26 protein-coding genes, 1 tRNA gene and 1 other RNA gene are annotated in these 26,172 nt (G+C 57.3%); 6 read left to right on the top strand and 22 right to left on the bottom strand.

Features of this window, described 5'->3' with window-relative positions:
* On the bottom strand, nt 1-252 hold a 252-nt coding region (locus tag HMPREF0183_RS05845; RefSeq protein ID WP_005883865.1), incomplete at its 3' end, for an endonuclease III domain-containing protein.
* Between the two features lie 161 nt (nt 253-413).
* On the opposite strand from HMPREF0183_RS05845, the gene HMPREF0183_RS05840 reads away from it, so the two are divergent.
* Nucleotides 414-1,091 carry a Crp/Fnr family transcriptional regulator gene (locus HMPREF0183_RS05840; protein ID WP_005883863.1) on the top strand — a complete coding sequence of 226 codons (678 nt, stop codon included), beginning with the start codon at nt 414-416 and terminating at the stop codon, nt 1,089-1,091.
* A 175-nt stretch (nt 1,092-1,266) separates the two neighbouring features.
* Nucleotides 1,267-2,073 carry an MBL fold metallo-hydrolase gene (locus HMPREF0183_RS05835; protein WP_005883861.1) on the top strand — a complete coding sequence of 269 codons (807 nt, stop codon included), beginning with the start codon at nt 1,267-1,269 and terminating at the stop codon, nt 2,071-2,073.
* A 6-nt stretch (nt 2,074-2,079) separates the two neighbouring features.
* On the opposite strand, the gene HMPREF0183_RS05830 is transcribed toward HMPREF0183_RS05835, so the two are convergent.
* The 12 genes from HMPREF0183_RS05830 to HMPREF0183_RS05775 all read right to left on the bottom strand — a co-directional run bounded on the left by HMPREF0183_RS05830 (nt 2,080) and on the right by HMPREF0183_RS05775 (nt 15,645).
* Nucleotides 2,080-3,000, bottom strand: a complete 921-nt coding sequence (locus HMPREF0183_RS05830; protein WP_005883859.1) for an NUDIX hydrolase — start codon at nt 2,998-3,000, stop codon at nt 2,080-2,082.
* A gap of 91 nt (nt 3,001-3,091) precedes the next feature.
* A complete protein-coding gene (locus HMPREF0183_RS05825) occupies nt 3,092-3,547 on the bottom strand; it encodes a RidA family protein (RefSeq protein ID WP_005883857.1) in 456 nt (151 codons plus the stop codon).
* A 2-nt stretch (nt 3,548-3,549) separates the two neighbouring features.
* A complete protein-coding gene (gene sp36, locus HMPREF0183_RS05820) occupies nt 3,550-3,711 on the bottom strand; it encodes a Sp36 family protein (RefSeq protein ID WP_284925847.1) in 162 nt (53 codons plus the stop codon).
* A gap of 57 nt (nt 3,712-3,768) precedes the next feature.
* The gene (locus tag HMPREF0183_RS05815) at nt 3,769-6,045 is read right to left on the bottom strand and encodes a transglycosylase domain-containing protein (RefSeq protein WP_005883853.1); all 2,277 of its coding nucleotides are present in this window, start codon (nt 6,043-6,045) and stop codon (nt 3,769-3,771) included.
* A gap of 57 nt (nt 6,046-6,102) precedes the next feature.
* Nucleotides 6,103-6,999, bottom strand: a complete 897-nt coding sequence (locus tag HMPREF0183_RS05810; protein ID WP_005883851.1) for a metallophosphoesterase — start codon at nt 6,997-6,999, stop codon at nt 6,103-6,105.
* Between the two features lie 51 nt (nt 7,000-7,050).
* Complete coding sequence (locus HMPREF0183_RS05805; protein ID WP_005883849.1) at nt 7,051-7,944, bottom strand: metal ABC transporter permease; 894 nt, start codon at nt 7,942-7,944, stop codon at nt 7,051-7,053.
* The gene (locus tag HMPREF0183_RS05800; RefSeq protein ID WP_005883847.1) at nt 7,944-8,774 is read right to left on the bottom strand and encodes a metal ABC transporter ATP-binding protein; all 831 of its coding nucleotides are present in this window, start codon (nt 8,772-8,774) and stop codon (nt 7,944-7,946) included. Before HMPREF0183_RS05800 ends, HMPREF0183_RS05805 begins: the two co-directional genes overlap by 1 nt.
* Entirely contained in the window at nt 8,761-9,801 is a 1,041-nt protein-coding gene (locus HMPREF0183_RS05795; protein WP_005883845.1) for a metal ABC transporter solute-binding protein, Zn/Mn family, read from the bottom strand. The genes HMPREF0183_RS05800 and HMPREF0183_RS05795 overlap by 14 nt, the downstream gene beginning before the upstream one ends.
* A gap of 96 nt (nt 9,802-9,897) precedes the next feature.
* Nucleotides 9,898-10,932, bottom strand: coding sequence for an aspartate-semialdehyde dehydrogenase (locus tag HMPREF0183_RS05790; RefSeq protein WP_005883843.1), 1,035 nt, complete (start codon nt 10,930-10,932; stop codon nt 9,898-9,900).
* The gene (locus HMPREF0183_RS05785; protein ID WP_005883841.1) at nt 10,929-12,224 is read right to left on the bottom strand and encodes an aspartate kinase; all 1,296 of its coding nucleotides are present in this window, start codon (nt 12,222-12,224) and stop codon (nt 10,929-10,931) included. Before HMPREF0183_RS05785 ends, HMPREF0183_RS05790 begins: the two co-directional genes overlap by 4 nt.
* 125 nt (nt 12,225-12,349) lie before the next feature.
* Nucleotides 12,350-12,964, bottom strand: coding sequence for a recombination mediator RecR (gene recR / locus HMPREF0183_RS05780; protein ID WP_005883840.1), 615 nt, complete (start codon nt 12,962-12,964; stop codon nt 12,350-12,352).
* Nucleotides 12,961-15,645, bottom strand: a complete 2,685-nt coding sequence (locus HMPREF0183_RS05775) for a DNA polymerase III subunit gamma and tau (protein WP_005883837.1) — start codon at nt 15,643-15,645, stop codon at nt 12,961-12,963. The genes recR and HMPREF0183_RS05775 overlap by 4 nt, the downstream gene beginning before the upstream one ends.
* Nucleotides 15,646-15,784: 139 nt before the next feature.
* Between HMPREF0183_RS05775 and HMPREF0183_RS05770 the strand changes: the two genes are divergently transcribed.
* Nucleotides 15,785-16,027 (top strand): hypothetical protein, encoded by a 243-nt coding sequence (locus HMPREF0183_RS05770; RefSeq protein ID WP_040348268.1) that lies wholly within the window; start codon nt 15,785-15,787, stop codon nt 16,025-16,027.
* A 47-nt stretch (nt 16,028-16,074) separates the two neighbouring features.
* Here HMPREF0183_RS05770 and HMPREF0183_RS05765 read toward each other — a convergent pair whose 3' ends face one another.
* Together HMPREF0183_RS05765 and HMPREF0183_RS05760 are read right to left on the bottom strand one after the other, a co-directional pair.
* Entirely contained in the window at nt 16,075-16,683 is a 609-nt protein-coding gene (locus HMPREF0183_RS05765; protein ID WP_005883833.1) for a TIGR03085 family metal-binding protein, read from the bottom strand.
* A gap of 17 nt (nt 16,684-16,700) precedes the next feature.
* Complete coding sequence (locus tag HMPREF0183_RS05760) at nt 16,701-17,555, bottom strand: Sir2 family NAD-dependent protein deacetylase (protein ID WP_005883830.1); 855 nt, start codon at nt 17,553-17,555, stop codon at nt 16,701-16,703.
* A gap of 52 nt (nt 17,556-17,607) precedes the next feature.
* Between HMPREF0183_RS05760 and HMPREF0183_RS05755 the strand changes: the two genes are divergently transcribed.
* The gene (locus HMPREF0183_RS05755; protein WP_040348265.1) at nt 17,608-18,063 is read left to right on the top strand and encodes a flavodoxin family protein; all 456 of its coding nucleotides are present in this window, start codon (nt 17,608-17,610) and stop codon (nt 18,061-18,063) included.
* A gap of 38 nt (nt 18,064-18,101) precedes the next feature.
* Here HMPREF0183_RS05755 and HMPREF0183_RS05750 read toward each other — a convergent pair whose 3' ends face one another.
* Together HMPREF0183_RS05750 and HMPREF0183_RS05745 are read right to left on the bottom strand one after the other, a co-directional pair.
* Entirely contained in the window at nt 18,102-18,431 is a 330-nt protein-coding gene (locus HMPREF0183_RS05750; RefSeq protein WP_040348263.1) for a hypothetical protein, read from the bottom strand.
* Between the two features lie 2 nt (nt 18,432-18,433).
* Nucleotides 18,434-19,255 (bottom strand): aldo/keto reductase, encoded by an 822-nt coding sequence (locus HMPREF0183_RS05745; RefSeq protein ID WP_005883824.1) that lies wholly within the window; start codon nt 19,253-19,255, stop codon nt 18,434-18,436.
* A 229-nt stretch (nt 19,256-19,484) separates the two neighbouring features.
* Between HMPREF0183_RS05745 and HMPREF0183_RS05740 the strand changes: the two genes are divergently transcribed.
* Nucleotides 19,485-21,107 carry an inorganic phosphate transporter gene (locus HMPREF0183_RS05740; RefSeq protein WP_005883822.1) on the top strand — a complete coding sequence of 541 codons (1,623 nt, stop codon included), beginning with the start codon at nt 19,485-19,487 and terminating at the stop codon, nt 21,105-21,107.
* A gap of 180 nt (nt 21,108-21,287) precedes the next feature.
* Here HMPREF0183_RS05740 and HMPREF0183_RS05735 read toward each other — a convergent pair whose 3' ends face one another.
* The 5 genes from HMPREF0183_RS05735 to HMPREF0183_RS05720 form a co-directional block, all read right to left on the bottom strand.
* Nucleotides 21,288-22,052, bottom strand: a complete 765-nt coding sequence (locus tag HMPREF0183_RS05735) for an alpha/beta fold hydrolase (protein WP_005883820.1) — start codon at nt 22,050-22,052, stop codon at nt 21,288-21,290.
* Between the two features lie 45 nt (nt 22,053-22,097).
* Nucleotides 22,098-22,766 carry a GntP family permease gene (locus HMPREF0183_RS13245; protein WP_005883818.1) on the bottom strand — a complete coding sequence of 223 codons (669 nt, stop codon included), beginning with the start codon at nt 22,764-22,766 and terminating at the stop codon, nt 22,098-22,100.
* Nucleotides 22,767-22,799: 33 nt separating this feature from the next.
* Nucleotides 22,800-23,540 (bottom strand): GntP family permease, encoded by a 741-nt coding sequence (locus tag HMPREF0183_RS13240; protein ID WP_005883816.1) that lies wholly within the window; start codon nt 23,538-23,540, stop codon nt 22,800-22,802.
* Between the two features lie 118 nt (nt 23,541-23,658).
* On the bottom strand, nt 23,659-25,437 hold the full coding sequence (locus tag HMPREF0183_RS05725) for a BCCT family transporter (protein WP_005883814.1): 1,779 nt from the start codon (nt 25,435-25,437) through the stop codon (nt 23,659-23,661).
* Nucleotides 25,438-25,907: 470 nt separating this feature from the next.
* A tRNA-Ser gene (locus HMPREF0183_RS05720) sits at nt 25,908-25,992 on the bottom strand.
* Nucleotides 25,993-26,054: 62 nt separating this feature from the next.
* Here HMPREF0183_RS05720 and ffs point away from each other — a divergent pair.
* Nucleotides 26,055-26,151: signal recognition particle sRNA small type (gene ffs, locus HMPREF0183_RS12525), an RNA gene on the top strand.
* Nucleotides 26,152-26,172: the final 21 nt, after the last annotated feature.

Below are 26,172 nucleotides of genomic sequence, written 5' to 3'. Positions count from 1 at the left end.
TGCAAGTTCGTGCGCACTGGGATAGCGCGCAAACAGCGCAGGCGTCACCTGGTTGACGCGCACATCCGTTGTTTGAGCTGAAAGCACCGTGGCAATAAGAAGTTCAAACGGGTTGGTGAAGTCAAGTTCCGCCCGCGCATCCGGAAACACCTGTGCAAGAATCCTGTCGATCTTGCGCGCACGACGCACTTTCGCCAAACGAGTCTCCTGGGCGAACTGGCGTCGTTTTCGGGCAGGGATGACTGACTTCATTCCTCCAGCTTATGCAATACGCAGATCAGAGGCATGAAACAGGCGCCCTGGCGCCGCTCTTGAAACGCTTAAAAGATCGTTACACTTCGCCTGTTGAAGTGTGACAAGCGCCTCAAAACGGGTAGGTTTGTACCAAAGTCTTTTTCCCATGGAGGTAGATAGTGGACATCGAAGTCGTCCGCAACGCGACCCTGTTCGCCGGACTAGATGAAGAATCGACCAGCGCCCTCATGAAGTTCATGAAACCGCGCAGTATTCGCCGTGGCACTCCCCTTTTCCACGAAGGGGACAGCGGAGATGAACTCTACATCGTGTCCACCGGAAAGCTTAAAGTGGGTCGCGAATCCTCTGACGGACGCGAAAACCTGCTGTCGGTTGTGGGCCCCGGCGAAATCATTGGTGAGCTCGCATTGTTCGATCCGGGCCCGCGTTCATCCACGGTGACTGCTGTTTCACAGTCGGAGGTTTTGAGCCTCAAGCACGAAGACCTGCTCCACTGGCTTGAAGAACGCCCGCAGGCCGCCATGAACCTGCTGAAGGCGCTTGCACAGCGACTGCGTCGCACAAACGAAACTGTTGGCGACCTGGTGTTTTCCGACGTTCCTGGCCGCGTCGCTAAGGCCATCCTCGACATGAAGAACCGTTTTGGGAAGCCTGCTCCAGACGGCATTCTGGTGCCCCACGATCTCACCCAGGAAGAACTCGCTCAGCTTGTTGGCGCGTCACGCGAAACTGTGAACAAGGCGCTCGCTGATTTCGCTGAACGTCGCTGGATCCGCCTTGAGGGCCGTTCGGTTGTCATCTTGGACCTCGACCGTTTGACACACCGCGCGCACTAAACCCACGCACACGTAAACACATTCGAAGCGCGCCTGGCTTATGTGCCAGGCGCGCTTCTGTTTCTATCACCCTCGCTTTACGTTCGGGTAACCACACTGTGGACACGGGTTCAGTATTCATGGACCGCATACGTAACATGAATGCACTTAACGTCCACGTGAGGAAAGAGAGGCAATGGAGCCACATATCCGTGTGACAGCGAACAACCCGTCCCCAATGACGCTTGACGGCACAAACTCGTACATCGTGCCGTCAAACGATCTGAGTACCGTCGCCTTGATTGACCCGGGCCCCGAGCTCGCTAGCCACAAGCAAGCTCTTGAAAACGCCGTCGACTGCGCCACGCTCACGGCTATTGTGCTCACTCACCATCACGCAGACCATTCCGAAATGCTTGGCACCGTGCACGAATGGGCCCCCGGCGTACCTGTTTACGCGGTCGATGAGACCTTTGCACAAGGTGCACCAGCGCTAACGTCGCTACACCCAGAAGGACACGTGGTCGCATTCGGTTCGCACACAAACGACTGCCTCACGCTCATCCCCACACCTGGGCACACCGCGGACTCCATCAGCGTGCTCCACGGGAACACTCTTTTTTCCGGCGACACGATCCTGGGCGAGGGAACCACCGTCATCATGTATCCGGAAGGTTCAGTGGGACAGTATCTGGAGTCTATGCAACGGATCTCTGATCTGGTGAACCACACGGTCGATCTCATCGAACCTGCCCACGGCCCCACCATCCAAGACCCCCGCGCTGTTGTTGACTACTACATTTCGCACCGCAAGGACCGTCTCAACCAGGTGAGCAAAGTCGTTGAGCAGGCGGGCCAGATCGAAACCGACGCCACCGGAGGAATCTCACAAGAGTACGCCGGCCGGATTGCCGACATCGTCTACGCTGACGTCCCGCAGAAACTGCGCCCCGCCGTCTTATCGTCGGTATCCGCACAGCTGGAATACTTACTGAACAGCTGACCCTGCTCACACCTCGCTAGAGTTCGCCGGGCCATCGACTTCTTCCAGCTCAGAGGTCAAGGATTGCGGGTCCTCGCCTTCCTCGTCGCCCGAGGTGTCAACCACCTCGGTCTGTCGCGTACGTCCCCGTTCTGAAGGGTCAGCATGCGGGTCCAAGGACACCCACCATGTCCCGTCTTTTTTAAATACCTCGGGAGTAATTGGTGTCACGTCGCGGATCTTGCACATTGCCGCGGCCACACTTGGCACGCCTAAAAGCGATTCGCAGATGAGGCGCACTGGGCCGCTGATAAAGTCGCTAGAGTCTTCCCCGCACATCGACAAGACTTCTGCTGGGCTCACCCAACCACCCCAGGCACCAGTGAACGATTCGAAGTTCACACTCTGATCGGGTGGCATCACGGCTGTGAAATACACGGTGTCGAAACGCTTGAGCTGCCATTCGGTGTTGACCCAGCGTAACCACGGGCGCAGCATGTCGGGGCGAAACTCCAAGTTGCGGGTTTCCAGAACATCCCCAAAGGCCATTTTTTTCTGGAACAGTTCAGCGCGAGAGTCACGCACGTACGTCACGTCAGCTTCGGTTGCAATTGTTCCGTTAGCGGTCTGCGCAACAAGTACGTCAGTGAGTTCCAACGCAATACGCCCAGCGGCCACGAAGTACGCAAGTGAGCGCGTAACGTTGGTTTTCCGCAGCATCTGCGCACACCGCTCAGGTGTGGCTCCTGCCATGGGCAACCAGCGCGAGTCTGAGGGGCGCACCTGCCCGCTAGGAAAGTCCCACCGGTTGCGACCGTCCTGCCCAGGTTCGTTCACGTTGCGTGTCATGAACATCTGGACGCCGTGTTCCGAATCGCGAATCAGAACAATTGCTGATGCAGGTAGCGGTTGAGGAGGTGTGAGCGTTCGCTTTCCACCTTCAAACATGTCCAAGATTTTTGTGAGCCCCGTTGAAGCAGGGATCGTGTGCGAACGGTATGGCAGGGGATGTCCTTACGTGTGTAACTCGACGCGAACCTTAGATTCGTACTGTGACTTCAACTTCGACCGAGGTGCCAAGAGGAAGCGCTGACACGCCCACTGCCGAACGTGCATGTTGGCCACGCTCACCGAACACTTCACCCAGCAGTTCGGACGCTCCGTTGATGACACGTGGCTGCTGGTCAAATCCGGGCGCAGAGGCCACAAATCCCACGACTTTCACCACCTGCTTGACACGGTCCAGGTCGCCCACAACAGACTGGATCGCTGCAAGCGAGTTGATGGCGCACAGCCTCGCCGCGTCATAACCGGCCTCAACCGTTACTGAGTCACCCAGCACACCGGGGTTGACCAGTTCCCCGTCTACAAATGGCAACTGTCCCGACGTGTACACGTGGTCACCGTCGACCACGGCTGGAACATAAGCCCCAGCAGGTGCCGGAACCTCGGGCAGTTGGATGCCCAGTTCCGTGAGCTTCTCCGCGACTGTCACTGTTAGCCCTCCTGCTTAGGACGTTTGAAGTAGGCGACCAGGCCCTGGCCATCGGGACCAGGTACAACCTGGACCAGTTCATAACCGTCTTCGCCCCACATGTCCAAAATCTGCTTAGTGTTGTGGATGAGAAGAGGTGCAGTTACGTATTCCCACTTTTGCATGTTGTTACCTTTCTTCGCGCACCCTGCGGTGCGCTCAGTGATCAGGGTCAAGCGGTCCTAGCCACCGATGGTGTTGACGCCGCCGCCGTCACCTCCACCGCCGCCGTTGTTGCTGGAGCCACCACCACCGTTGTTAGACGGCTTCTTAGGTTTGCGGGCAGGTCCGCTGTTACCTCCACCGCCAACGCCACCGTCGGAGCCCATCATGGAACCGGGTGCGCGGAAACCTTCGTTACCCTTCGTGTGTTTGATGGCTTTGTTCATGTATGACTGCCATGATGGGCCAGAGATGGTTCCACCGTACACGCGTCCGCGGACTTTACCCTTTGAGTTCTTACGCCAGTCGCGCACACCGTCCGGGTCACCTGTCCACACAGCGGTCGATAGGGTAGACGTAAAGCCCAGCAACCATGTGTGACCAACTTCGAAGTTCGTAGTACCAGTCTTGGCACCTGCAGGAGCGCCGATCCTCAAACGTGAGGTTGTACCTCCATTGAAGGTTTGTGTCAGCGCGTACGCCACTGCTTTAGCTACACCGGGCTCGATCGCTTCGTGGCAGTTGGGGTCTGGAGCCTTAACGTCTTTGCCTTCTGCGTCCTTGATGCTGTCAATTGGGGACGGCTTGCAGTATGTACCGCCTGAGGCAAACACCGCATACGCGGCAGCCATGTCGATCGGCGCCACCGGCGTGGTGCCCAGAATCGAAGAAGGCATGGAGGAAATGTAGAGGTTTCGTTCCTTCTTCCAGTTTTCTTGTGGCTCGTCCAACGGTTCACCGTTTCCGTACTTCAGCCCCAATGCCTGTGCAGTCTTCATGATTCCACACATATTGAGCTGATTACCCATTGCCGCATATCCGGTGTTCACTGATTTCTTGGTGGCTTGTAGCGCGGTCATCGAACTAGACCCTCCACCGTCACCGGCGTTGTTGGGGTTCCAGCTACCACCTACGGATGGGCAACCGTCGTACTTCCACGAACCAGCAGAGTAGGTTCGTTTCGTCGCATCCACCGTAGTGTTGAGTTTCTTACCTTCACGCAACCATTCAGCCAGCACAAAAGGCTTCCACGTCGAACCCACCTGGAACCCACTCGCGCCGTTGTGCTTACGGTCCACGTTGTAGTTCAACTGTGTATCGACGTTCTTCTTGCCTTCAGCCACGGAGTAGTTACGGTTCTGGGCCATCGCCAGAACCTTTCCGGTTCCAGGCTCAACCGTCACAATCGAGTGCCCTGCGCCCGATGGGTCACCCACTGGGATCCGTTTTTTCACGGTGCTATCTGCAGCCTTTTGCATATCCCGGTTGAGCGTCGTCTTGACCGTCAAACCACCTCGGGCAAGGACGTTGGCGCGCTCTTCTTTTGTCTTACCGAAAACCGGGTCATTTTCAATAACACGCTGCACGTAGTCACAGAAATACGCAGCTTCTTTGGCCGCGGCACAACCGTTAGGCGTGTTGTGGATTTTCAGGCCCAATTCAGTTTTGACAGCTTTGTCGTATTCTTCCTGCGAGATGTAGTCGTACTTCAGCATCTGACCCAAGACAATGTTCCTGCGTTCCAACGCGCGGTCCGGGAAACGTTCTGGGTTGTATGCTGCCGGGTTCTTCACCACACCAGCCAACAATGCGGACTGTTCAATGTTGAGGTCTTTAGCTTTAATACCCCAGTAGTGGTGAGCGGCAGCTTCCACACCGTACACTCGCGGAGAACCTGAATAGTTGTTGATGTTCAGGTACCGGTTGAGGATTTCAATCTTGGGGTATTTCTTTTCAAGCGCGGTCGCCAACTTAATTTCGCGAAGCTTACGCGCATACCCCGCGGCACCGTCTGCTTCTGTTGCTGCTTCCACGCCATCTGCGTCATCTTGCGAGTGAGCGTTTTCTGACAGCACGTTCTTCACGTACTGCTGTGTCAGCGTGGAACCACCCTGCTTGGAGTTAGAGAACGTGTTGTGCACCAGCGCGCGGAAAATACCCTGAAGGTCCACGCCACCGTGCTTGAAGAAGCGTTCGTCTTCCACCGCAACTGTTGCGTCCTGCATGTGTTGCGAAATGTCGTCGATGTGGACTTCTTTACGGTTTTGCCAGTAGAAGCTCGCAATGAGCGAGCCGTCGGCGGCCAGCATCTTGGACTGCTCTGCTAGAGGACGTTCTTCCAGCTCGGCGGGGAGTGAATTGAAGATATCGGCAGCGTTCTTAGCACCGACTGAGGCGACACCCACTGACGGGATCGCCAAACCGGCACCCACAATCCCAGCGATTGCACTGACTGCGATGAACTGCAGGAGCAGAGATAAGCGGTTGGGTTTTTTGTTGGACGCAGAAGACACCATGCGAACATTGTACCGATGGCAGCAAGCCTGCAGATTCAGCAGAAACTGAGTATCTGCTCAGGATTCGCGCGCCACGAGTTTCAGAAGCGTCACCTCGGGCGGGCAAGCAAAGCGAACTGGCGCAAAAATTGAGAACCCCAGCCCTGCGCTGACGTGAACAGGTACACCTGACCGGGTGAACAGGCCGCGTGCTTCGTCCCGAGGTCGGTCACAGTTGGTGACGGGCGCCCCGTATCCGGGAATGCGGATCTGGCCGCCGTGAGTGTGGCCGGCGAACACAATGTGGGCTCCCGCGTGGATCAAAGCGTCGACCGAGGCGGAATAGGGTGAGTGGGTGACGCCCACGTTGAGGTCGGCGCCGGGTTGGAAGCTGGGGTGTTGTGCGCTCAGGTGGGCGTTGTTCATGTGCGCATCCCCCACGCCCGAGGCGCGAACTGTCAGACCGTTTGCCTCAACGGTTGCGTTGCAATTGTCCACAAAGTTCCAACCTCGCAACGTGAGTGCCCGGCGCAGGTCGTCAGCGGGCAGATCCGGTTCGCTCTCTTTAACCTCGCTGGGCCCCATGAGATACCTGGCCGGGTTCTTCAGAGCTGGGCTGTGGAAGTCATTCGACCCAAAAACAAAGATCCCGGGAAACGCGGTGAGTGGATTCAGCGTATGAATAACGGTTTCGAGCGAGTTGAACCCAAAGTTGTCGCCGGTGTTAATCACCAAATCTGGCTGGAGTTGTGCAAGCGAACGGACCCAGTTGATCTTGTGCTTTTGCCACGGCGCTACGTGCAGATCACTGATGTGCAAAACCCGTAGCGGCTTACTGCCGGGAGGCAGAACCGGGCACGTCTGGTGTCGCACAGTAAAAAGGTGCGGCTCAATACACGCGCCCCACACACCAGCTGCGACGGCACCCGTTACCCCCGCACCGGCAATCACGCGAAGAATCTTCTTTGTGTCCACCCTTTTACGCTACCGTGAAACACACGCTTCCACGACAAGCTCGGTGTGTTCTTACACGCGGTGTTCCACATCGAGCTCAGCCAACCGACGGTTGCGCTGACGGGCGTACCGCTTTTCGCGACTACGGCCAATGAGCCGGCACACCGCATAAATGAGGAAGCTGATGGTCGTGACAAACGGGCTGATAGGCACCACAGGCGAGCCAAGAGCAATCAGCACACCGCCCACCGAGGACACCGTGGCAAAAACCACTGACAAAACCGGCACCAGGTACGGGTTCGCAGAAATCTGCGTGGCTGCCGCTGCCGGGGTGACCAACAGCGCCATCACCAGCAACACGCCCACAACCTGCACGCTCAACGCCACAGCCAAACCCAACACCAGCATGAAGGTGATCGTCAGAAAGCCGATCGGGACACCTCGGGCGCGGGCAACCTCGGCGTCAATCGAAGCGAAAGCCAACGGACGCCAGATCACTGCCAAAGCAACAACCACAACAGCGGCACACACCATAAGGACCTTGAGCTGGCCAGGGTTGACCGCCACAATCTGACCGGTAAGCAAGCCGAACTTGTTAGCCGCCCGGCCCTCATACAGCGCAAGGAACAGGATCCCCAGGCCAAGACCAAACGGCATAAGAACACCGATGATCGAGTTCTTATCAGACGCGCGCACTCCTCCAGCCCCAATGAGAAACGCTGCGATGAGCGACCCCACGATGGACCCAAACACCACATCAAAGCCCACCAATAGCGCGAACGCCGCACCTGCAAACGACAGCTCTGCAACACCGTGAACAGCAAACGGGATATCGCGGATGATGACGAAGTAGCCCACCAGGCCACCAACCATTCCCAGAACAGCCGAGGCCAGAATGGAGTTGCGCAAGAGAACTACGAGCTCGCCGTAGTGTTCGAACGTAAAAAGTTGAGTCAACTGTTCCACTACTGTTTGGCGCTTTCTGGTTCGGGGTGATGGTGTTGCTCATCGCCACCAACAACAACTAAACGGCCGCCTATGTTGAGCACTTCGACCTTGCTGTCGAACAGGTGCGAAAGGGCCTCAGAGTTCATTACTTCACTGGGTGTGCCCACCAAGAAGTGTCCGCCCACAATGTAGATGATGCGGTCTACGTAGCGAAGAATCGGGTTGATTTCGTGAGTAACAAACAGGATCGCAGTGTCGTTGGCTTTGCGTTCTTTGTCCAACAGCGAAGCCACCAAATGCTGGTGCGGGATGTCCAAGCTGAGAAGAGGTTCGTCGCACAGAAGCAAGCGCGGACTGCTGGCCAACGCGTGCGCCAAACGCAGGCGCTGCATCTCGCCACCGGAAAGGGTGCCTACCGGTGCGTCTGCGTAGTCCCCAGCTCCCACAAGGTCAAGCAGGTGATCGATACGTTTCTTAAACTTCGACGATGGCAGGCGTAGCCCCCAGCGGTGCCCGTCTACCCCCAGGGCCACGATGTCGCGGGCGCGCAACGGTGTAGCCGGGTCAACGGATCGTTGTTGTGGCACATAGCCAATGTCTGGGTCGCCTTTGCGCACGCCGTGGTCGCCCACACGGATCGAGCCACCAGACAGTTTGTACTGTCCGAGTAGCACTTTGAGCAGGGAGGTTTTGCCACTGCCGTTTGGCCCTAGAACGGCGATGAACTCCCCCGGCTCTACTTCGAGGTTGAGGTCATGCCACAGGACGCGCTCGCCAAATTTGAGGAGCCCGTCGCGAATCTCTAAGACAGAGTTTCGCGACGGACTTTCATGCTTATTTGAGGGCACTGTTTACTTCATCGACGTAGCCAGAAATCCAGTCGACATAGTTGGAATCTTTGGGCATGGTTTCTGCCATGTCCACGACAGGAATGCCGGCGTCGTCCGCTGCCTTCTTCAGAGATTCGGCCTGTTCGTTCGTTGCCTGCGTGTTGTAGCCAAGGATGGCAACTTCTTTGTTCTTCAGCTGGTCTTGAGCTTTTTTGAACACCAGAGGAGGCGCGTCGTTACCTTCTTCAATCGCCGACAAGAACTCTGGCGGGGTCACTGGTTCGAGCCCCATGTCTTCAAACAGCCACAGTGGGACTGGCTCAGTTGCGGCCGCCTTTTTGCCTTTGTTCTGTGACTGAGCGTCAGTGATTTTCTTGTTCAGCTCTTCAAGCTTGCCACGCAAGTCGTCAGCGTTCTTTGTGAACTCGTCTTTGTGCTCAGGCGACTTCTCGCTCATGGTTTCGGCGACTTCGTCAACCAGTTTGATCATGGTAGGCACGGAGTACCACACGTGCTCGTTAAACGCACCGTGGTCGTGGCCTTCATGGTCGTGGTCTTCTTCGCCATGCTCGTGGTCATGACCTTCGTGGCCTTCTTCGCCATGGTCGTGGCCTTCATGGCCCTCTTCGCCGTGATCATGGCCCTCGTGGCCGTGGGGTTCGTTGCTCAATCCTGCCGAACCTGGGAGACCGGAAACCGAAACGGCGTCAACCACCTCGGGCTCGGAGTCAGAAGCCTCCAACAGCGTGGTCATGAAAGCGTCGTAACCACCACCGTTTTGCACAACCACGTCAGCTTTGGACAGTTTCAGCTGGTCTTCTGTGGTCGCCTCATAGGAGTGAGGGTCCTTCGACGCGTCGTCAATAATCGGCGTGACATCTACAGCGTCACCGCCAACCGTTTGAGCAATGTCTGCGTAGACGTTGGTCGATGTCACCACGTTGAGCTTGTCACCACCGGAATCGCCAGACTGAGATCCGCACGCGGACAAAACGAGGGCACCAGCTGCACAAACGGCAACTGAAGCGATGCGAAGCGACTTCATAGAAGACCTTTCTAGCTAAACGAAACAACCAGAAAGTATCTGCGCATCACATTTATTGACAAATAGTTATATAAGCATTTCTCTATGCGTGAGGCTCTATTTGCGCTGGTCAAGCAGAGCAGCAATCTGCACTGTGTTCAGCGCAGCACCCTTGCGCAGATTGTCGTTCGACACGAACAGCGCCAAGCCTCGGTTACCTGGAACTGACTGGTCTCGCCTGATTCGACCCACCAGGCTTGTGTTACCGCCGGTTGCCTTGAGCGGCGTAGGCACATCTTCGAGTTCCACGCCTGGGGCCTGGGCCAAAATCTGGGTCGCCTCATCTGGTGTAATGTCGCGGTCAAATTCCGCGTTGATGGACAGCGAGTGACCGGTGACAACTGGAACGCGCACGCACGTACCTGACACCAACAGTTCAGGAATGCTCAGAATCTTGCGGGATTCGTTACGCAGTTTCTTCTCTTCAACAGTTTCGCCTTCACCGTCGTCCACCATGTCACCAGCGAGCGCGAGAACGTTAAACGCGATGGGCTCGGTGTACACAGTTGCTTTCGAACCGGCTGCTTTGCCGTCCAGAGCTAGGCCACGTGCGTTCGGAACGGCAGCCTCGGTTTCACTCACCAGGCCTTCCACACCGGCGACCCCCGAACCCGACACCGCCTGGTACGTGCTGATAATCAGACGGGACAATCCAGCCGCATCGTGCAGGGGTTTGAGTACGGGCATAGCCGCCATGGTGGTGCAGTTTGGGTTGGCCACGATCCCCTTAGGGATACGGTCCAGCGCGTCTGGGTTCACTTCCGAAACCACCAGAGGCACATCGTCGTCAGACCGCCACGCGGAAGAGTTGTCGACAACCGTGACACCAGCTTCTGCAAAGCGAGGTGCGTGAGCTTTAGATGTTGAGCCCCCAGCTGAGAACAAAGCTACGTCCAAACCTGACGGATCAGCAGTCGCAGTGTCTTCAACGACGATCGAGCGACCCTTGAATTCCAACTCGCTACCGGCCGAACGTGCAGATGCAAAGAATCGGATGTCAGCAATGTCGAATCCCGGGTTATTAGCCAAGAGTTCGCGCATCACGCGCCCTACCTGGCCGGTTGCTCCAACCACACCAACTTTGAGGCTCATCGTCCGGTACCTCCGTAAACAATCGCTTCGTTTGAGTCACTGTCCAGACCATATGCCGTGTGCGCGGCCTTGACTGCCGCATCCAGCAGATCTGCCCGGGTGACAACACTGATCCGAATTTCTGATGTGGAAATCATGTCGATGTTGATGTGAGCTTCCGACAGTGCATTAAAGAGCGTGGCGGTGACTCCCGGGTGGGAACGCATTCCCGCTCCAACCACTGACAGCTTTCCAATCTGGTCGTCATAGCGCAGATGATCAAATCCGATGCTTTCTTGCACATCGTTAAGTACTCGCGTGGCAGTCGCACCGTCAGTCATAGGAAGGGTGAAGGAAATGTCCGTGCGGCCCGGGTCACGTGTGGAAATGTTCTGCACGATCATGTCGATGTTGATTTCGTTTTCCGCGATCACCCGGAAAATTTCTGCCGCCTTACCCGGGATATCGGGAACTCCCACCACGGTAAGTTTCGCTTCTTGTCGGTCGTGGGCAACACCGGAAATTACAGCCTGTTCCATGCTTGTTTCCTCTTCTTCAGGAGCGAATGTAGGGGGAATGGGCGAGTCACTGACCCATGTTCCGCGGTTGTGGCTAAAGGATGAACGCACGTGCAGTGGCACATCGTATTGGCGAGCGTACTCGACGGCTCGCAGGTGCAAAATCTTCGCACCCGAAGCTGCCATTTCGAGCATTTCTTCGTAGCTCAAGTGGTTGATGCGGCGCGCAGTTGGCACGATCCGTGGGTCGGCGGTGAACACCCCGTCGACGTCGGTATAGATTTCGCACACATCCGCGTCGAGCGATGCGGCGAGCGCAACAGCGGTCGTGTCCGAACCACCTCGGCCCAGGGTGGTGATGTTCTTGGTGGCGTGCGAAACCCCTTGGAACCCGGCAACAATTGCGATGTTGCCGTTTTCAAGTGCTTCTTTGACGCGCATGGGGGTGACGTTGACGATGCGGGCGCGACCAAAGGATTCGTCCGTGATCATTCCGGCTTGGGACCCCGTGAAGGACTGTGCTTCAAAGCCCAGGTTGGCGATCGCCATTGCGAGAACGGCCATGGAGATGCGTTCACCTGCGGTGAGCAACATGTCGAGTTCGCGAGCCGGTGGCAGTGGCGAAATCTGGTTTGCCAGGTCAATGAGGTCGTCGGTGAAATCGCCCATGGCTGATACGACTACGACAACGTCGTGACCAGCTTTGCGGTATTCGACGATCCTGCGAGCTACTCGCTTGACTGATTCGGCGTCGGCAACTGATGATCCACCGAATTTCTGAACAACTAAGCTCACACTTGTTCTTTCTGTGTAATAGGACGACGCTTGCGCAATGGCTCCATTGTAGAGGAACGCGTGCGTGCCGGATGCGTTCGTGTCACACGTGAGATGCGTGACGTTGCCCGAGGTGGTAGCCCCAGTTATTCGCTTGTGTGTACTTGCGTGCGCCCTTGGAAGGCCCGGCCCAGGGTCACTTCATCGGCGTACTCGAGATCGCCGCCTACCGGAAGTCCGCTGGCCAGTTTGGAGACGTTGACGCCTACGGTGGAGAGCAGGCGGATCACATATGTCGCGGTCGCTTCGCCTTCGAGGTTGGGATCGGTTGCGATCACGCACTCTTTGACGTCGCCGGTTTGGAGCCGGGTGAGCAGCTGTTTAATGCGGAGTTGGTCGGGGCCAATTCCCGCCATGGGGTCGATGGCCCCGCCTAACACGTGGTACAGCCCGCGGTATTCGCGGGTACGTTCAATTGCGACGACGTCCTTTGCTTCTTCCACCACGCAAATCACGCTTTGGTCGCGGCGCGTGTCTTGGCAGATTGCACATTTCTCACCTTCAGCTACGTTGCCGCAGATTTCACAGAAGTTGACGCGCCGTTTGACTTCAGTGAGTGCGCTAGCGAGTTGTTCGACCTGCTGAGCGGGTGACTGCAGGATGTGGAAGGCCAGGCGTTGCGCGGATTTTGGTCCGATTCCTGGTAGTTTTCCCAGTTCGTCGACGAGGTCGGCGAGGGCACCGTCGTAGATGGCACTCATTCGTCAACTTCCTCCAAGATCTCGCCACCGATAATTCTTAAGAACACGGGTGCCCCGATGTCGCGGCTCTCTGTGATTTCTGGGTCGCTTTCGGTGTCGTAGTCGTCGTAGTTGCTGATGTCAGGGCCGTCAGCGTTAGGTTGTTCAGCTCCCTGCGAACCAGTGGCCGCTGTGTCTTCGGATTCTGCGCTGTCTGGTTGCCCGGCAGCAGGCTCCGCGTCCGAGGTGGTCGCCGGGTTCGGGGTAGTACGTGCACCGCGTGTGCGTAGTTCTGCCCACGGTTCGTCACCGGGTTCCTGCTTGGGGGCGCTTTGGTGTGTGGTTGCGGGTTCGTCGTATCCCAAGTTGGGGTCGGCGTAGGCTCCGAGGACGTCGTCAATGTCTTCGGGTTCTTCTACTGGGGGTGGGACCACGACCTGTGGCACTTCAACGGCTCCTTGCCCCGCCGAGGTGCCAGGCTCGTTATACCCGCTGTACGACGCCGGTTCTTCAGGTTTATGTTGAGTTTCTGTGGCGTCAGGGTGTTCATGACCTGTTCCACCGGTATGGTCTTCCTCCTGTGAGTCGGAGGATTCTCGGTTGCGGTTAGCGGGAGTGTCTGCGTCCAAGTTCCAGTATTTTTCGCGGTCCACGGGCGCTTGGTCAACGGCCCGAGGTCCTACGACCGCATCGACTTCTTCTTGGGTTGGGCGTTGCCGTCCCTGGTGCGGTGAGTTCTGCGACGATGAATCATGCTGGCGCGGCGAGAAATCGTGCTGACGTGGCGCGGGTTCAGCCTGGTGTGAGCGTACGTCGGTGTCGACTCCTACATCGCCGATCACCACATTGGCCCGGATTCCCAACACCTCGTTGATCGCTTGCGCGAGTTTCTCGCTGTTTCCAGGCCGGTCAAAGCTTGCCACGGACCACTGGTTGTTGAATCCAAGCACGAGCACACCGTCGCGAAACGCCTGCGGAACCGCATTTCCAGAAAGAATCGCGCGCACCAACCGGCTCTTTCCGGTGAGCGCATCGAGGATGTGTGGCCAACTCCTACGGATCGCATCGATTTCGTTGTTGCCCGAACTTGCTTGTGGTTCCTGCTGGCTCTGTGGTTCCGGCTGGCGCTGGGACTCTGGCTGACGCTGCATCGGGGGTTCTTCCCGCCGAGGTGCTTCCCGCTGACGCTGGGGCTCCGGCCGTTGCTGTACTTCCCGCTGACGCTGTGGTTCCCGGTCGCGCTGCACGTGCGAATCAGGCTGCGGTTGTGCTTCCGGCTGACTCTGAGATTCTGCCTGTTGATCGGCTGTTGCGAGTTCTTCAGCGGCGAACGCGAAATCTGCGATTGAATCGAGATCGGCCTGCGGCTTTTGAGCATTCCCCTTTGACTGTGCGCCTTGCTGCCCTCCCGGCTGAGGAACCGCCGGTGACGGGGTAGGAGCGGGAGTCTGCACCGCCTCGGGCGCCTGCTCAGTCGTCGGCGCTTCACCAGCGTCAGTTTGCGGAGCCGCGGGCACATTGCTGGCACGTCCGGTAGGCGACATTCCCACCCTGCGTTCCAAACGCTCAACGCGAGACACAACGGCCCGCCTGGACGATTCCACCGACGGCAGCAGAACCCGTGCACACATGAGTTCGAGCTGCAGGCGTGGGGACGTTGCACCGGACATTTCGCTCAAACCTTCGTTGAGCATGTCCGCAGCGCGTGAAAGCTCGGCCGCCCCGTACTGTTGCGACTGGGTGATGAGCCGTTCAAGAAGGTCATCAGGAGCTTCTGGCAAAAACGCACGCGCTTGGTTGGGGGCCGTACCCACCACAATGAGGTCCCGGAACCGTTCGAGCAGGTCTTCAACAAAACGGCGAGGATCCTGACCCGACTCGATCACCCGGTCAACAACCCGAAACACAGCGGCACCGTCGCCTGCGCTGAACGCGTCAACGATGTCACCTAACAGTGAATCCGGCGTGTACCCCAACAAGGCAACAGCCGTTGTGTAGTCAAGACCGTCAGGTCCCGCACCGGCCATGAGCTGATCCAAAACAGAAAGGGTGTCACGGACCGATCCCCCGCCTGCCCTTACAACTAACGGCAAAACACCTTTACCGATCGCAACGTTTTCGCGCTGGCACAGTTCGGTCAAATATGCCGTGAGGATGTCTGGTGGCACTAACCGGAACGGGTAATGGTGGGTGCGCGAACGGATGGTCCCAATGACCTTTTCCGGTTCAGTGGTCGCAAAGACAAACTTCACGTGCGGGGGTGGTTCCTCCACCAGTTTCAGAAGCGCGTTGAACCCCTGCGGCGTGACCATGTGAGCTTCGTCCAAAATGAAAACTTTGAACCTGTCACGCGCAGGCGCATACACCGCACGTTCACGCAGATCACGCGCGTCGTCAACACCGTTGTGACTAGCAGCGTCAATCTCTACAACATCCAGAGATCCCGGCCCTCCCGTGGCCAAGTCACGGCACGAAGCGCACTGCCCGCACGGCGTGGAAGTGGGGCCCTGTTCGCAGTTGAGGCACCTAGCGAGGATTCTGGCCGAGGTGGTTTTTCCGCAACCGCGCGGACCAGAAAAGAGGTACGCGTGGTTGACCCTCCCGTTGTCGAGGGCAGCTTTCAGCGGACCAGTGACATGGTCTTGGCCGATAACGTCAGCGAACGTATCGGGCCGGTAGCGGCGGTAAAGAGCGGTAGACACATGTACTACCCTAATGCCACCCACTGACACAGTGGAGTTCACGACCCCTCACACTGCGCAAAAAGTGGGAGCGTATGATGTCCATCAGCGAAACACCTCGGGCATCTATCCCCGAAGAACCCCCAAATAAGGAGAGACTGTGGACGAGCCTCACATGCTTGCAATCATCATTGTGGCGGCCTGCTTCATTACCGCCTTTTTTGGTGGCTGGTACCTCATTCACCGCACCATGAACCGGCCAGATTCTTATATTGGGGCAAAAATGGTCAAGCGTGAAGAAGAGATGCGCAGGCAACAAGAAGGTTCCGAACATCTTCTACCTAACGACCCGCGCGCAGACCTCCCACCCGACACACGCGGAACCGACGGGAAGTCACACTAGCCTGACACCTCGGGCTAAAACCCGCCCACAGACCGGCGACGAAAACCTTACGAACGCAACGAAACCTGCGCGTGGTCCCTGCGCCCAAACAAAAACAAAACAAGTTCAGACGGCTTACCTTCCAGCACCGCCGCACCGTCGTCAGTGTTGCCCACGTGGAGTTCCCCGTGCCCAGGAGCGCGCACAATGAGCGGGCCATCCTTTCGAACACTGGGTGAGTGCGCCAGTGGTTTGCACACGTTCCATAACTGGGCTTCAAATTCGGGAAGAATGTTGCGTGGCTCCCAGCCCTTGCGTGCTCGACGAATATCCTCGTGGTGCACATAGAACTCGCCGGTGTTCGTCAACACATCCACCGGAGTCCACCCCATAGGAGAAAGAACCCCTGGCCCGGCAGCAACCATGCCCACCAGCTTGTCCCACGGAAGATCCTTCAGCTCTGCTTCGCGTGCGGCAGTGCGCTTCGCGAAAAACTCGACCTTGCCCGCTTTGCCACTCGCGTTGGCCGGCAACGCTGCGGGATAACGGTCGCGGATCACCAAGTGAACCGCGAGATCCAGAGTGGTCCACCCTTCACACAGGGTGGGGGCATCGGGGCCAACTTCACGTAGAAGAGCAGCGACTGACAAGCGTTCTGCGCGAGCAAAGTTCGTCATGTTTCAAGCCTAGAGGTTTACCACAGCGGGAGGAAGTCTTTTACCCGTGAAACTGACCGATACGTCACCAATTCATCCCCACGTGTAGGCCCATCGGTGACAACCACAATGGGTTTGTCTTCTTTAAACGCATTCTTCACGAACCTCAGACCAGAAAGCACGGCCAGAGAACTCCCCAAAACCACCAAGCCACGACCTCGGGCGGCTAGCGCGTGCGCCTCCCGATTTCGTTGCACAGGAACGGACTCCCCAAAGAACACAACATCGGGTTTGAGATCGCCCCCGCACACGGGACACGGCAAAACCGTGAAATCTTGTGTGTCGTCAACGGCCACGTCACCATCGGGCGCGGTTTCGAGCATCTCGGCTGGTACCCCCAACTGATCCGCAAAGTCCGGGTTGAGGGCCTGAAGTTCGTCTTGCACCCACTGACGATCAAATAGGTTTTCGCACTGCAAACAGATCACGCGGTCCAAACGTCCGTGCAGGTCAATCACGCCGTCACTGCCGGCAGCCTGGTGCAAGCCGTCCACGTTCTGCGTGATGATCCCACCCGGGGCTATGCGCGCAAGTTCGCAGTGCGCGGGTCCGGGGCGCGCGGTCAGGATTGTCTCCCAGCCCAAAAACGACCTGGCCCAGTAGTGCCTGCGGTTGCTGGCCGAGGCGCGAAAATCTTGGATTGTCATGGGGGTTCGCCTGGGAGAGTTGGGGCCACGATAGTCAGGCAACCCCGAATCCGTGGACACCCCTGCCCCGGTGAGCACCACCCAGTCGCTGGCCGGCATCGAGTGCAAAACGGTAGCGATCTGTTCATCCGTGTGGCTGGGGTCTGGCCTGGTGAGCCCCGCCAGTGGGTCCTTGATTCGGGCCATGTGTTCTCCTGTCGCATGCGCACAACAAGCGCGTCCGTTGTACCGTGGCTCTATGTCTACACCAACAGTGTTGTTCGTCCACCATTCGCCAAGTCCGCGCGTGGAGCAGCTCGCTCAAGCGGTGCGCGATGTTTTCACGCTACCTGAACTCGACGGCGTCACGCTCGTTGAAAAACCCGCACTCGAGGCAACGACTGAGGATGTCCTGTCCGCCGACGCCTACATTCTGGGCACCACCGCGAACTTCGGTTATATTTCCGGGGCACTCAAGCACTTCTTCGACACGACGTACAACGATGTCCGGGAGCCCACCTCGGGACGCCCTTTCAGCTACTTCATTCACGGCGGCTTTGACACCACCGGCGCAGAACGCGCCATGGAGGCGATCACCACCGGTTTGGGGTGGAAGTTGGTTGCGCAACCGGTTGCGTTTACTGGCGAAGTTGAGGAGTCGCACACGGACGCCATCGCCGAGGCGGCCGGCACCGTGGCTGCCACCGTCATGTAAACGCTGGCGGTGAGTTGGCTAGCGACCGGGAGCCGAGGTCAGTTGGCCGGAGCGTTAGGGCCGGGAGCCCCATACGGGTCTTGGGCAAAAGACATGATCAGGATTCCGACGATCACGGCCGTGACCACCACGTTCACGATGAGGAAAATGATTCCCCAGGTCACTCCCCAGCGACCGAACTTATTGTCGGACAGGCCGTCTTCGCGTGAACGTTTGCGCGCCATGCCACCCATGATGATTCCCGCGATAGGGCCAATGAACGCGAATCCAAGTAACGAGGACATCGACGCAATAAACGCTGCGATACCCAGCGCATTGTGAGCGTTGGTTTCAGCCTCGTGGTGCTTGTCGCTCGAGTCTTCTGCCATGGTCACTCAGCGCCTAAATCCATGGGGTGAGGGCCGATCCGATTATCTGCGTTGAGCGCGCTGATCGCGGCCATGTCCACATCGGAAAGTGCAAAGTCGAATACCTGGAAGTTTTCCTTGATCCGGCTCGCTGTTACGGACTTGGGGAACACGATCCGGCCAGCTTGCAGGTGCCAGCGCAACACCACTTGAGCTGGTGTGCGTCCGGTGCGCTCAGCGATCTGAGCAATCGCGGGGTTCTCTAAATCGTGGGCCCTGCCCAGAGGTGACCACGCTTGGGTCACCACTCCGTATGTGGCGTTGTACGCGCTCAGTTCCTTCTGCGTGAACGTGGGGTGGAGCTCAATTTGGTTGACCACCGGGCGAACTGAACCGTGTTTTGCCAGTTCATAGAGATCACTTTCGCGGAAGTTGGAAACACCAAGCGACTTCACCAACCCGTCGGCCTGCGCCTGTTCAAGGGCAGCCCACGCTTCCAGACGCCTATTCTGTTCCGGAACTGGCCAGTGGATGAGGTACAGGTCAACGTAGTCCAGACCAAGCTTGGTCAAACTTTCTTCGAGAGCAGCACGCGCATCAGTGTGGCGGTTGTTCCACAGCTTCGTGGTGACAAAGAGATCCTCACGGTTTAATCCGCTCTGGGCAATCGCCTGTCCCACGCCTTCTTCGTTTTTGTAAATCGCGGCAGTATCGATGTGCCTGTATCCGGTCTCCAACGCCGTGGTGACCGCTGGAACGATGTCGTCAGTGGATATTTGCCACACACCAAACCCCAGCTGTGGGATGGTGTTGCCGTCGCTCAACGTCAGCTGTGGGACTGTCATGATCGTTCCTTTCGTACAGTGATCCCTGGGACTTCTGTTTTATCACTCAAAGGCAGTGGTTTCATGCCCTCGTGTCACAGTGAGCTGTGTTTCACGTAGCTAAGCGTTCGCAGACCTACCTTAAACAAACGCGCAAAAGTAAATGCATTCGTCACTCAAAATTCACGCATCCCTGCCTTTGAAGTTAACCGTTAGCGTCACCATATGTACGTACGACGAAAGGTTTGTTATGTCTGCATCTCTTGACGAAAAGCCAGGCACGTCAGCTACACCCAAAACGTCCGGCTTCTTAGGGCCAGACCGTTGGTGGCACATCGCATTCGGTGGGCTCATGGCGATCGCCTTGGTGTCTTTCACCCTGTGGTCCTTTGGTTATGTCGACCCCAGCGCCAACCGCATCCTGCTCATCACCACAATCGTTTTTGGTCTGTTCATGGCCTTCAACATCGGTGGTAACGACGTTGCCAACTCGTTTGGAACGAGTGTGGGCGCCGGAACCCTGTCCATGAAACAGGCACTCGTTGTCGCAGCGATCTTCGAAGTCAGCGGTGCCGTTCTCGCCGGTGGCGAAGTCACCGAAACCGTGCGTTCAGGAATCGTGGACTTGAACGCGATCGACCTTGCCCCCATGGACTTCGTGTTCATCATGATGTCAGCCCTTCTAGGTGCAGCCCTGTGGCTTTTGGTGGCCACCCGCATGGGTTGGCCTGTGTCCACCACCCACTCCATCGTGGGAGGTATTGTTGGTGCAGCTTTGACGCTGGGATTCGTGACCGGCAGTGGCGGTTGGTCAATGGTGCAGTGGTCAGAAATCGGCAAGATCGTCTTGTCCTGGGTGCTGTCCCCTCTTTTGGGTGGTGTAGTCGCATGGCTCATGTTCAGCCAGATCAAGAAACACATTCTGGTGTTCAACGAACGCATGGACGAAAAACTCCGCGAGCTTAAGCGTGAACGTGCCGAACTCCGCACGACACACAAGCAGGCATTCGAACGTTTAGACGAACTACAACAGATCTCATACACCAACGCCATGGCGCGTGACGCTGAAGTGTACTTGCGGGACAACTACGACCCGGAAGAGCTCGAATCCGACTACTACCGCGACCTTCACCACATTGAAGAGCGCGCAAAAGAGATCAACGCTCACAAGGCACTCGAAACATGGGTTCCCTTGCTGGCTGCTTTCGGTGCCGTTGTCATTGGCTCAATGATGCTGTTCAAGGGTTTGAAAAACTTGCACTTGGACATCGGTTCGGTGGGTAACTTCCTGATCTTGGGCATGATCGCGGCATCCGTGTGGATGGCGGTGTTCATTTTTGCTCGCACGCTCAAAAAACAAGACCTGTCACGTTCCACGTTCCTCTTGTTCAGCTGGATGCAGGTGTTCACGGCCTCAGCGTTCGCATTTAGCCACGGTTCAAATGACATCGCAAACGCGATTGGCCCATTCGCCGCAATTCTGGACGTGCTCAAAACCAACAGCATTAACGACGAAGCAGGTGTGCCTGCCGCCGTGATGGTCACCGCCGGCGTGGCTCTGGTCGCAGGACTGTGGTTCATTGGCCGATTCGTCATCAAGACAGTTGGTTCAGGACTCACCGAAATGCACCCAGCGTCCGGCTTCACCGCAGAGCTCGCAGCCGCCGGTGTTGTCATGCTGGCTTCCGTCTTGGGTCTGCCAGTGTCCTCGACTCACATCCTCATTGGTGCAGTTCTGGGTGTGGGAATTGTGAACAAGGCGGCGAACTGGAACCTCATGAAACCAATCGCGCTCGCATGGGTCATCACGGTTCCTGCCGCAGCCGCGGTAGGCGCGGTAGGCGTCTTGGTTCTTCGGGCGATCTTCGGTTAACGCGCTCACAAACTGACCCAAAACCCACTACATGCGCGGGGGTAGCCAGGTGGCTATCCCCGCGCAAAGTGTGTGAGCAGATGAGCTACAACCACCTCGGGCGCTTCTTCTGGCAACCAATGCGAGCGCCCGGTGAGTTCCACGAACTCATACGGCCCCTCAACATACTTCCCCGTGAGCTCAGCGGAACAGCGCGCAAACGCAGCATCCTCGCTCCCCCCACACGTACAACGTGGGGACGGTGATCGGCTGCGTGGCCATATCCGTCCCCAACCCCAGCGCACGGTAGTACTTCAGGCTGGCCGCAAACACCTCGGCGTCACTGAAGCGCTGCACATACGAATCTTCGACGTGGCGCGGGATAACGCCCTGGTACACCGCGCGGAGCTTCGCCGCGTCATCGCGCAACATGCTGGTGACGATCTGGTCAGGGTGGTGGCGGATCTTGCGCAAGTACTCCATGCGTTCGTACTGATCAGAGTCCTTCGCGATCATTTCGCCGTGCGCCCGCGTGTGCGCTGATGCCAGGGATGTGAAGGTCGCGGTCCGGTCAGGCATGTGCGGAACCGCGGCCCACCCCATCACGCCACCCCAGTCGTGCCCCACAAGGTGGAAACGGTCAACGCCGGCTGCATTGGCAACCTCGCCGAGGTCATTCACCAGCTTTTCGACCGTATATTCTTCCAGCGCCTCGGGACGGAGCCCGGGCGAGTATCCGCGTTGATCGTAGGCAATGATGGGGTGGCCGGCTTTGAGGAGTTCGCGTGCTATGGGTTCCCAGCAGGACGCGAACTCCGGCCAACCGTGCACCAGGATCACCGGGGTGGAAGCGCCGAGGTCGCCTGCCGTGTAGCCGGTGAGTTCGCCTTCCGAGGTGGTGAAGCATCTGGCCTGGCCACCCAGGCGGGCGGCCAGCTCAGCATACGGGTGCGTGTGGCTGGTCATGGCTCCTCCTTGGTTGTGGGGTTGGTGTGGGATGGTTAGGGCTGGTTACACGAGACCGAACACGAGCGTAAACCCAAGAACAACCGTCAAGCTGATAATCGGGATGACAACTGAAACCACACCCATGTCCGCATAGGACTGACGGTGTGTCAGGCCACAGATCGTAAGCATTGTGATGACAGCGCCGTTGTGCGGAAGCGAGTCCATACCACCTGATGCAATAGCTGCAACACGGTGCATGATTTCAGGAGAAATGCCCGCTTGCTGGGCGAGCGCAAGATAGTCCGCGCCCAAGGTTTCCAGCCCAATGCTCATACCACCCGAGGCTGATCCCGTAATACCGGCCAACACGTTGATGGCAACAGCCAACGAAATGAGCGGGTTACCCGGAATGCTCAAGACAGCGTCGCGCACAATCGAGAACGCTGGAACGCTCGCAATAATCGCACCGAATCCCACCTCGGACGCGGTGTTGAAAATGGGAAGCATGGACCCAGTCGCACCCTGGTTGAGCGACTCCTTGGCGTCCTTCATGTGGCGCCAACCTACAGCCAGGGTGAACAGGCACGCGAAGAACAACGCGATCACAATGGCCCAGATACCGCCCACTTTGGAAATATCGGTTTTGCCGTAGGTCTCTTCTTGCAGATACGCAAAGTCCATCGCGGGAAAGACCCAGGTGACCAGCGAAAAGTTGGTCACGATCACGATCACGATGGGGACTAAACCAAGCAGGGCGTTCGGGGATTATTGAGTAACCGCCGAGGTGGTCGTCCCTGATGAGGTGCCGGTATCGCCGTTGTTGTCATTCTCACCTGCCTCACCAAAGCCGGGGCGCGTGTTCGAGTCTTGGTAGCCCTCACCGGCGGCCGTAAGCTTCTTTGCACGCCAGCCAAGCCACATGGTCGCAAGAACGAACATAATGAGCCCAGCCACAATACCGAAGACGGGTGCGGCGAACGCGTTGGTTCCGAAGAACGGGCCGGGGATCGCGTTCTGGATGGCGGGTGTTCCCGGCAAGGCGGACATCGTGAAGGTAGCGGAGCCTGCCACTATCGCTCCGGGAATCAGACGCTTAGGAATGTCGGCTGCACGGAACATCTGGTTTGCGATCGGGAACAGAGCAAACGCAACCACAAACACCGAGACGCCACCGTAGGTCAGAATTGCGCCGGAAAGGATCGTGGCCAACATGGCACGCTTCGCACCAATGGTGTTCACGATCCACAGTGCAATCGCTTTCGCAAAGCCGGTGTCCGACATGAGTTTTCCGAATATCGCACCCAGAGCGAAAACGGGAAAGTACGTGATGATGTATTTTCCGACCGCAGGCATGAAGATCTGCGTGTAGGTGGCCACCAGCGGCAACCCAGCAAAAGCAACAGCAACCAGCGCTGTAATGGGTGCTAAGTACAGAACACTAAAGCCACGGTAGGCGAGAAAAATGAGTAGTCCGAGTGCCAGCAGCACACCGATAAGTCCGAGCATGGGGCCTCCACGAGGTCGAATGCGATTTTCGGTAGCTTATATAGGCTCGGATGCGCGAGAAAAAACCGCCCACCCTGTGAGATGAATCACAGAGTGGGCGTATTAATCTAGGTGAACGCTACTTTTTACGGTTCATAGCGCCACGGGTGCGGCTGATTCGGTAGTCGATGCGATCGTCAACACGAGCATCGACTGGGCGACCGAACTTCTCGTCGAAGTCTTCCACCAGTGTTTCGCTAATGGTGCGGTAAACCTCACGCAGACGTTCGCGTTCAATCGCCGACATATCGGCTTTGAAGCTCCGCAAGGTCGCCACGCACATGAACAGCAAAACCACGCTGAATGGAAGGGCTGTTGCAAGGGCAGCGGCCTGCAGGGAGGTTAATCCACCGGCCAGCAACAGGCCGATCGCCAGGGCACCTTCCAGCACAGAAAACAGGACACGCGACCACACCGGCGGGTTGGGGTGACCTCCCGAGGCCAGCATGTCTACAACCAGCGAACCGGAGTCGGAGGACGTGATGAAGAAGATCGCCACCAGGATGATCGCAATGACGGACAAAATCGAGCCCAGTGGCAGGCCAGATAGCACATGGAACAGCGCTGCTTCAGCCACAACTTTGCCTTCTTCATTGACCAGATCGCCTTCGCCAAAGAACTGGCGGTAAATACCTGCTCCACCCATCACGGAGAACCAGAAGAAGCCCACGATAGACGGAACCAAAAGGACACCTGCGATGAACTGGCGGACGGTACGACCTCGGGAAATACGGGCAATGAAAACACCTACGAATGGCGCCCAGGAAATCCACCAACCCCAGTAGAAGATGGTCCACGAAGAGTTCCAGGTAGCCCCGTCGTCACCCGTGTAGGCACCCACGTCAAACGTCATGTTGAGCACATTGGCCAAGTACACGCCGATCGATTCGATGAAGTTTTGGAACAGGAACAGCGTAGGACCCACCAACAGCACGCTAATAAGGAGAATGCCCGCAAGCGACAGGTTGATGTTCGACAGCCAGCGAATACCAGCGCCCAAGCCACTCACCACGGACAGCGTGGCCAGGAACGTAATTACAACGATCAAGATGACCAGGAGGCGGTTGTCAGCTTCGCCGACCACACCCAGCTCTGCCAGCCCGGCTGCGATCTGCTGAACACCCAGTCCCAACGAGGTTGCGATACCAAAAATGGTTCCGAACACTGCGAGGTTGTCAATGACGTCACCCATCCAGCCTTTGACGCGCTCACCCAGGAGCGGTTCCAAGGCCCAGCGGATTGAAACGGGACGGCCGCGCCGGTGAACGGCGTATGCAAGAGCAAGCCCAATGACGGCGTAGATGGCCCAGGGGTGAAGACCCCAGTGCACGAAGGTCTGTGCCATCGCAAGCTGGCCGCGCATGGCCTGGTCTTCTGGCCAGCCTGGTTTGGGGTCCACGGTCGCGTAGATGAGCGGTTCGCCCACACCATAAAACACCAGGCCGATTCCCATACCAGCCGCGAACAGCATGGCGAACCATGACAGCAGACCGAATTCTGGTTTGTCGTTTTCTTGGCCAAGTTTGATGGAACCGTACTTGGAGAACGCAACAACGAGAGCAAATGCGATGAAGGCGGCGATGACCAGCATGTACCACCAGCCCAGCGTACCTACAATCCAGCTCTGCATGGCGACAAGTGCGTTACCTGTGGCTTCAGGTGCCGCGATTGCGATGATGGCCACTGCTAAAACGACGATCAGCGAGGGCCAAAAGACAAAAGGCGTCACTCCACCTTTAGAAATTCGCACGCCTTGACGTTTAAGTTTTTCAATAATGACTTCGTCGGAGTCATCATCTTGAACCTTGTTCTGAACCTGATACTCAAGCTCGTGTTCTTCACTCAGTGCTGAAGACATAAACTCTTCCCGGTTGGGGTCACAATGAACCCGTAAAGTCTAACGAAAGCTTGAGAATACGCTAAAAGGCTGCCTCACTCACTAGTTGGTCACGCCAGTTCTATAGAGGTTCTGTCCTGTCCTTAATATGTCCTTAAAACGGCGCGCCATCTGGTCGGGACTTGATCACCCGGAGCGCTTCATATGAACTGTCCCACCCCGCAGATGCGAAGAACCGTTTACTCTACAACCCTCGAACAAGAGTGTAGAGTAAACACCACTTTTGTACGTTTTGTTCACGTTTTCGCGCGAAAATCGAGCCGTTACTCTACAACCCTCGAGAAAAATGGACTTGGGTTGTAGAGAAAACCACCTGACACGCCCGACCCATACACACATTTTGAGCATTAACCCTGACCAAGGAACCCCGCGAACACTCGGGACAGGCAAGCAAAAACCCCGGTAGTTCAACGAACTACCGGGGCCCTACGCGGAGGATAGGGGATTTGAACCCCTGAGGGCGTTAACCCAACACGCGTTCCAGGCGTGCGCCATAGGCCGCTAGGCGAATCCTCCGCAGAGTAGCTTAACGGACTCACGCGACTTTTACTAATCGCGTGAGTCTCGGCTACACTATCTGTGGCCCTTCGTGTGGCGTTTATCCTGCGAATCCCCCCAGGACCGGAAGGTAGCAAGGGTAAGGAGGCTCTGGCGGGTGCACGAAGGGTCCTTTGTTTTCTCTTGTATGCTTATATC

This window comes from Brevibacterium mcbrellneri ATCC 49030, assembly GCF_000178455.1.
Lineage (GTDB): Bacteria > Actinomycetota > Actinomycetes > Actinomycetales > Brevibacteriaceae > Brevibacterium > Brevibacterium mcbrellneri.
Note: the sequence above shows the minus strand (reverse complement) of the source record. Positions and strands in the feature narration are given on the sequence as shown.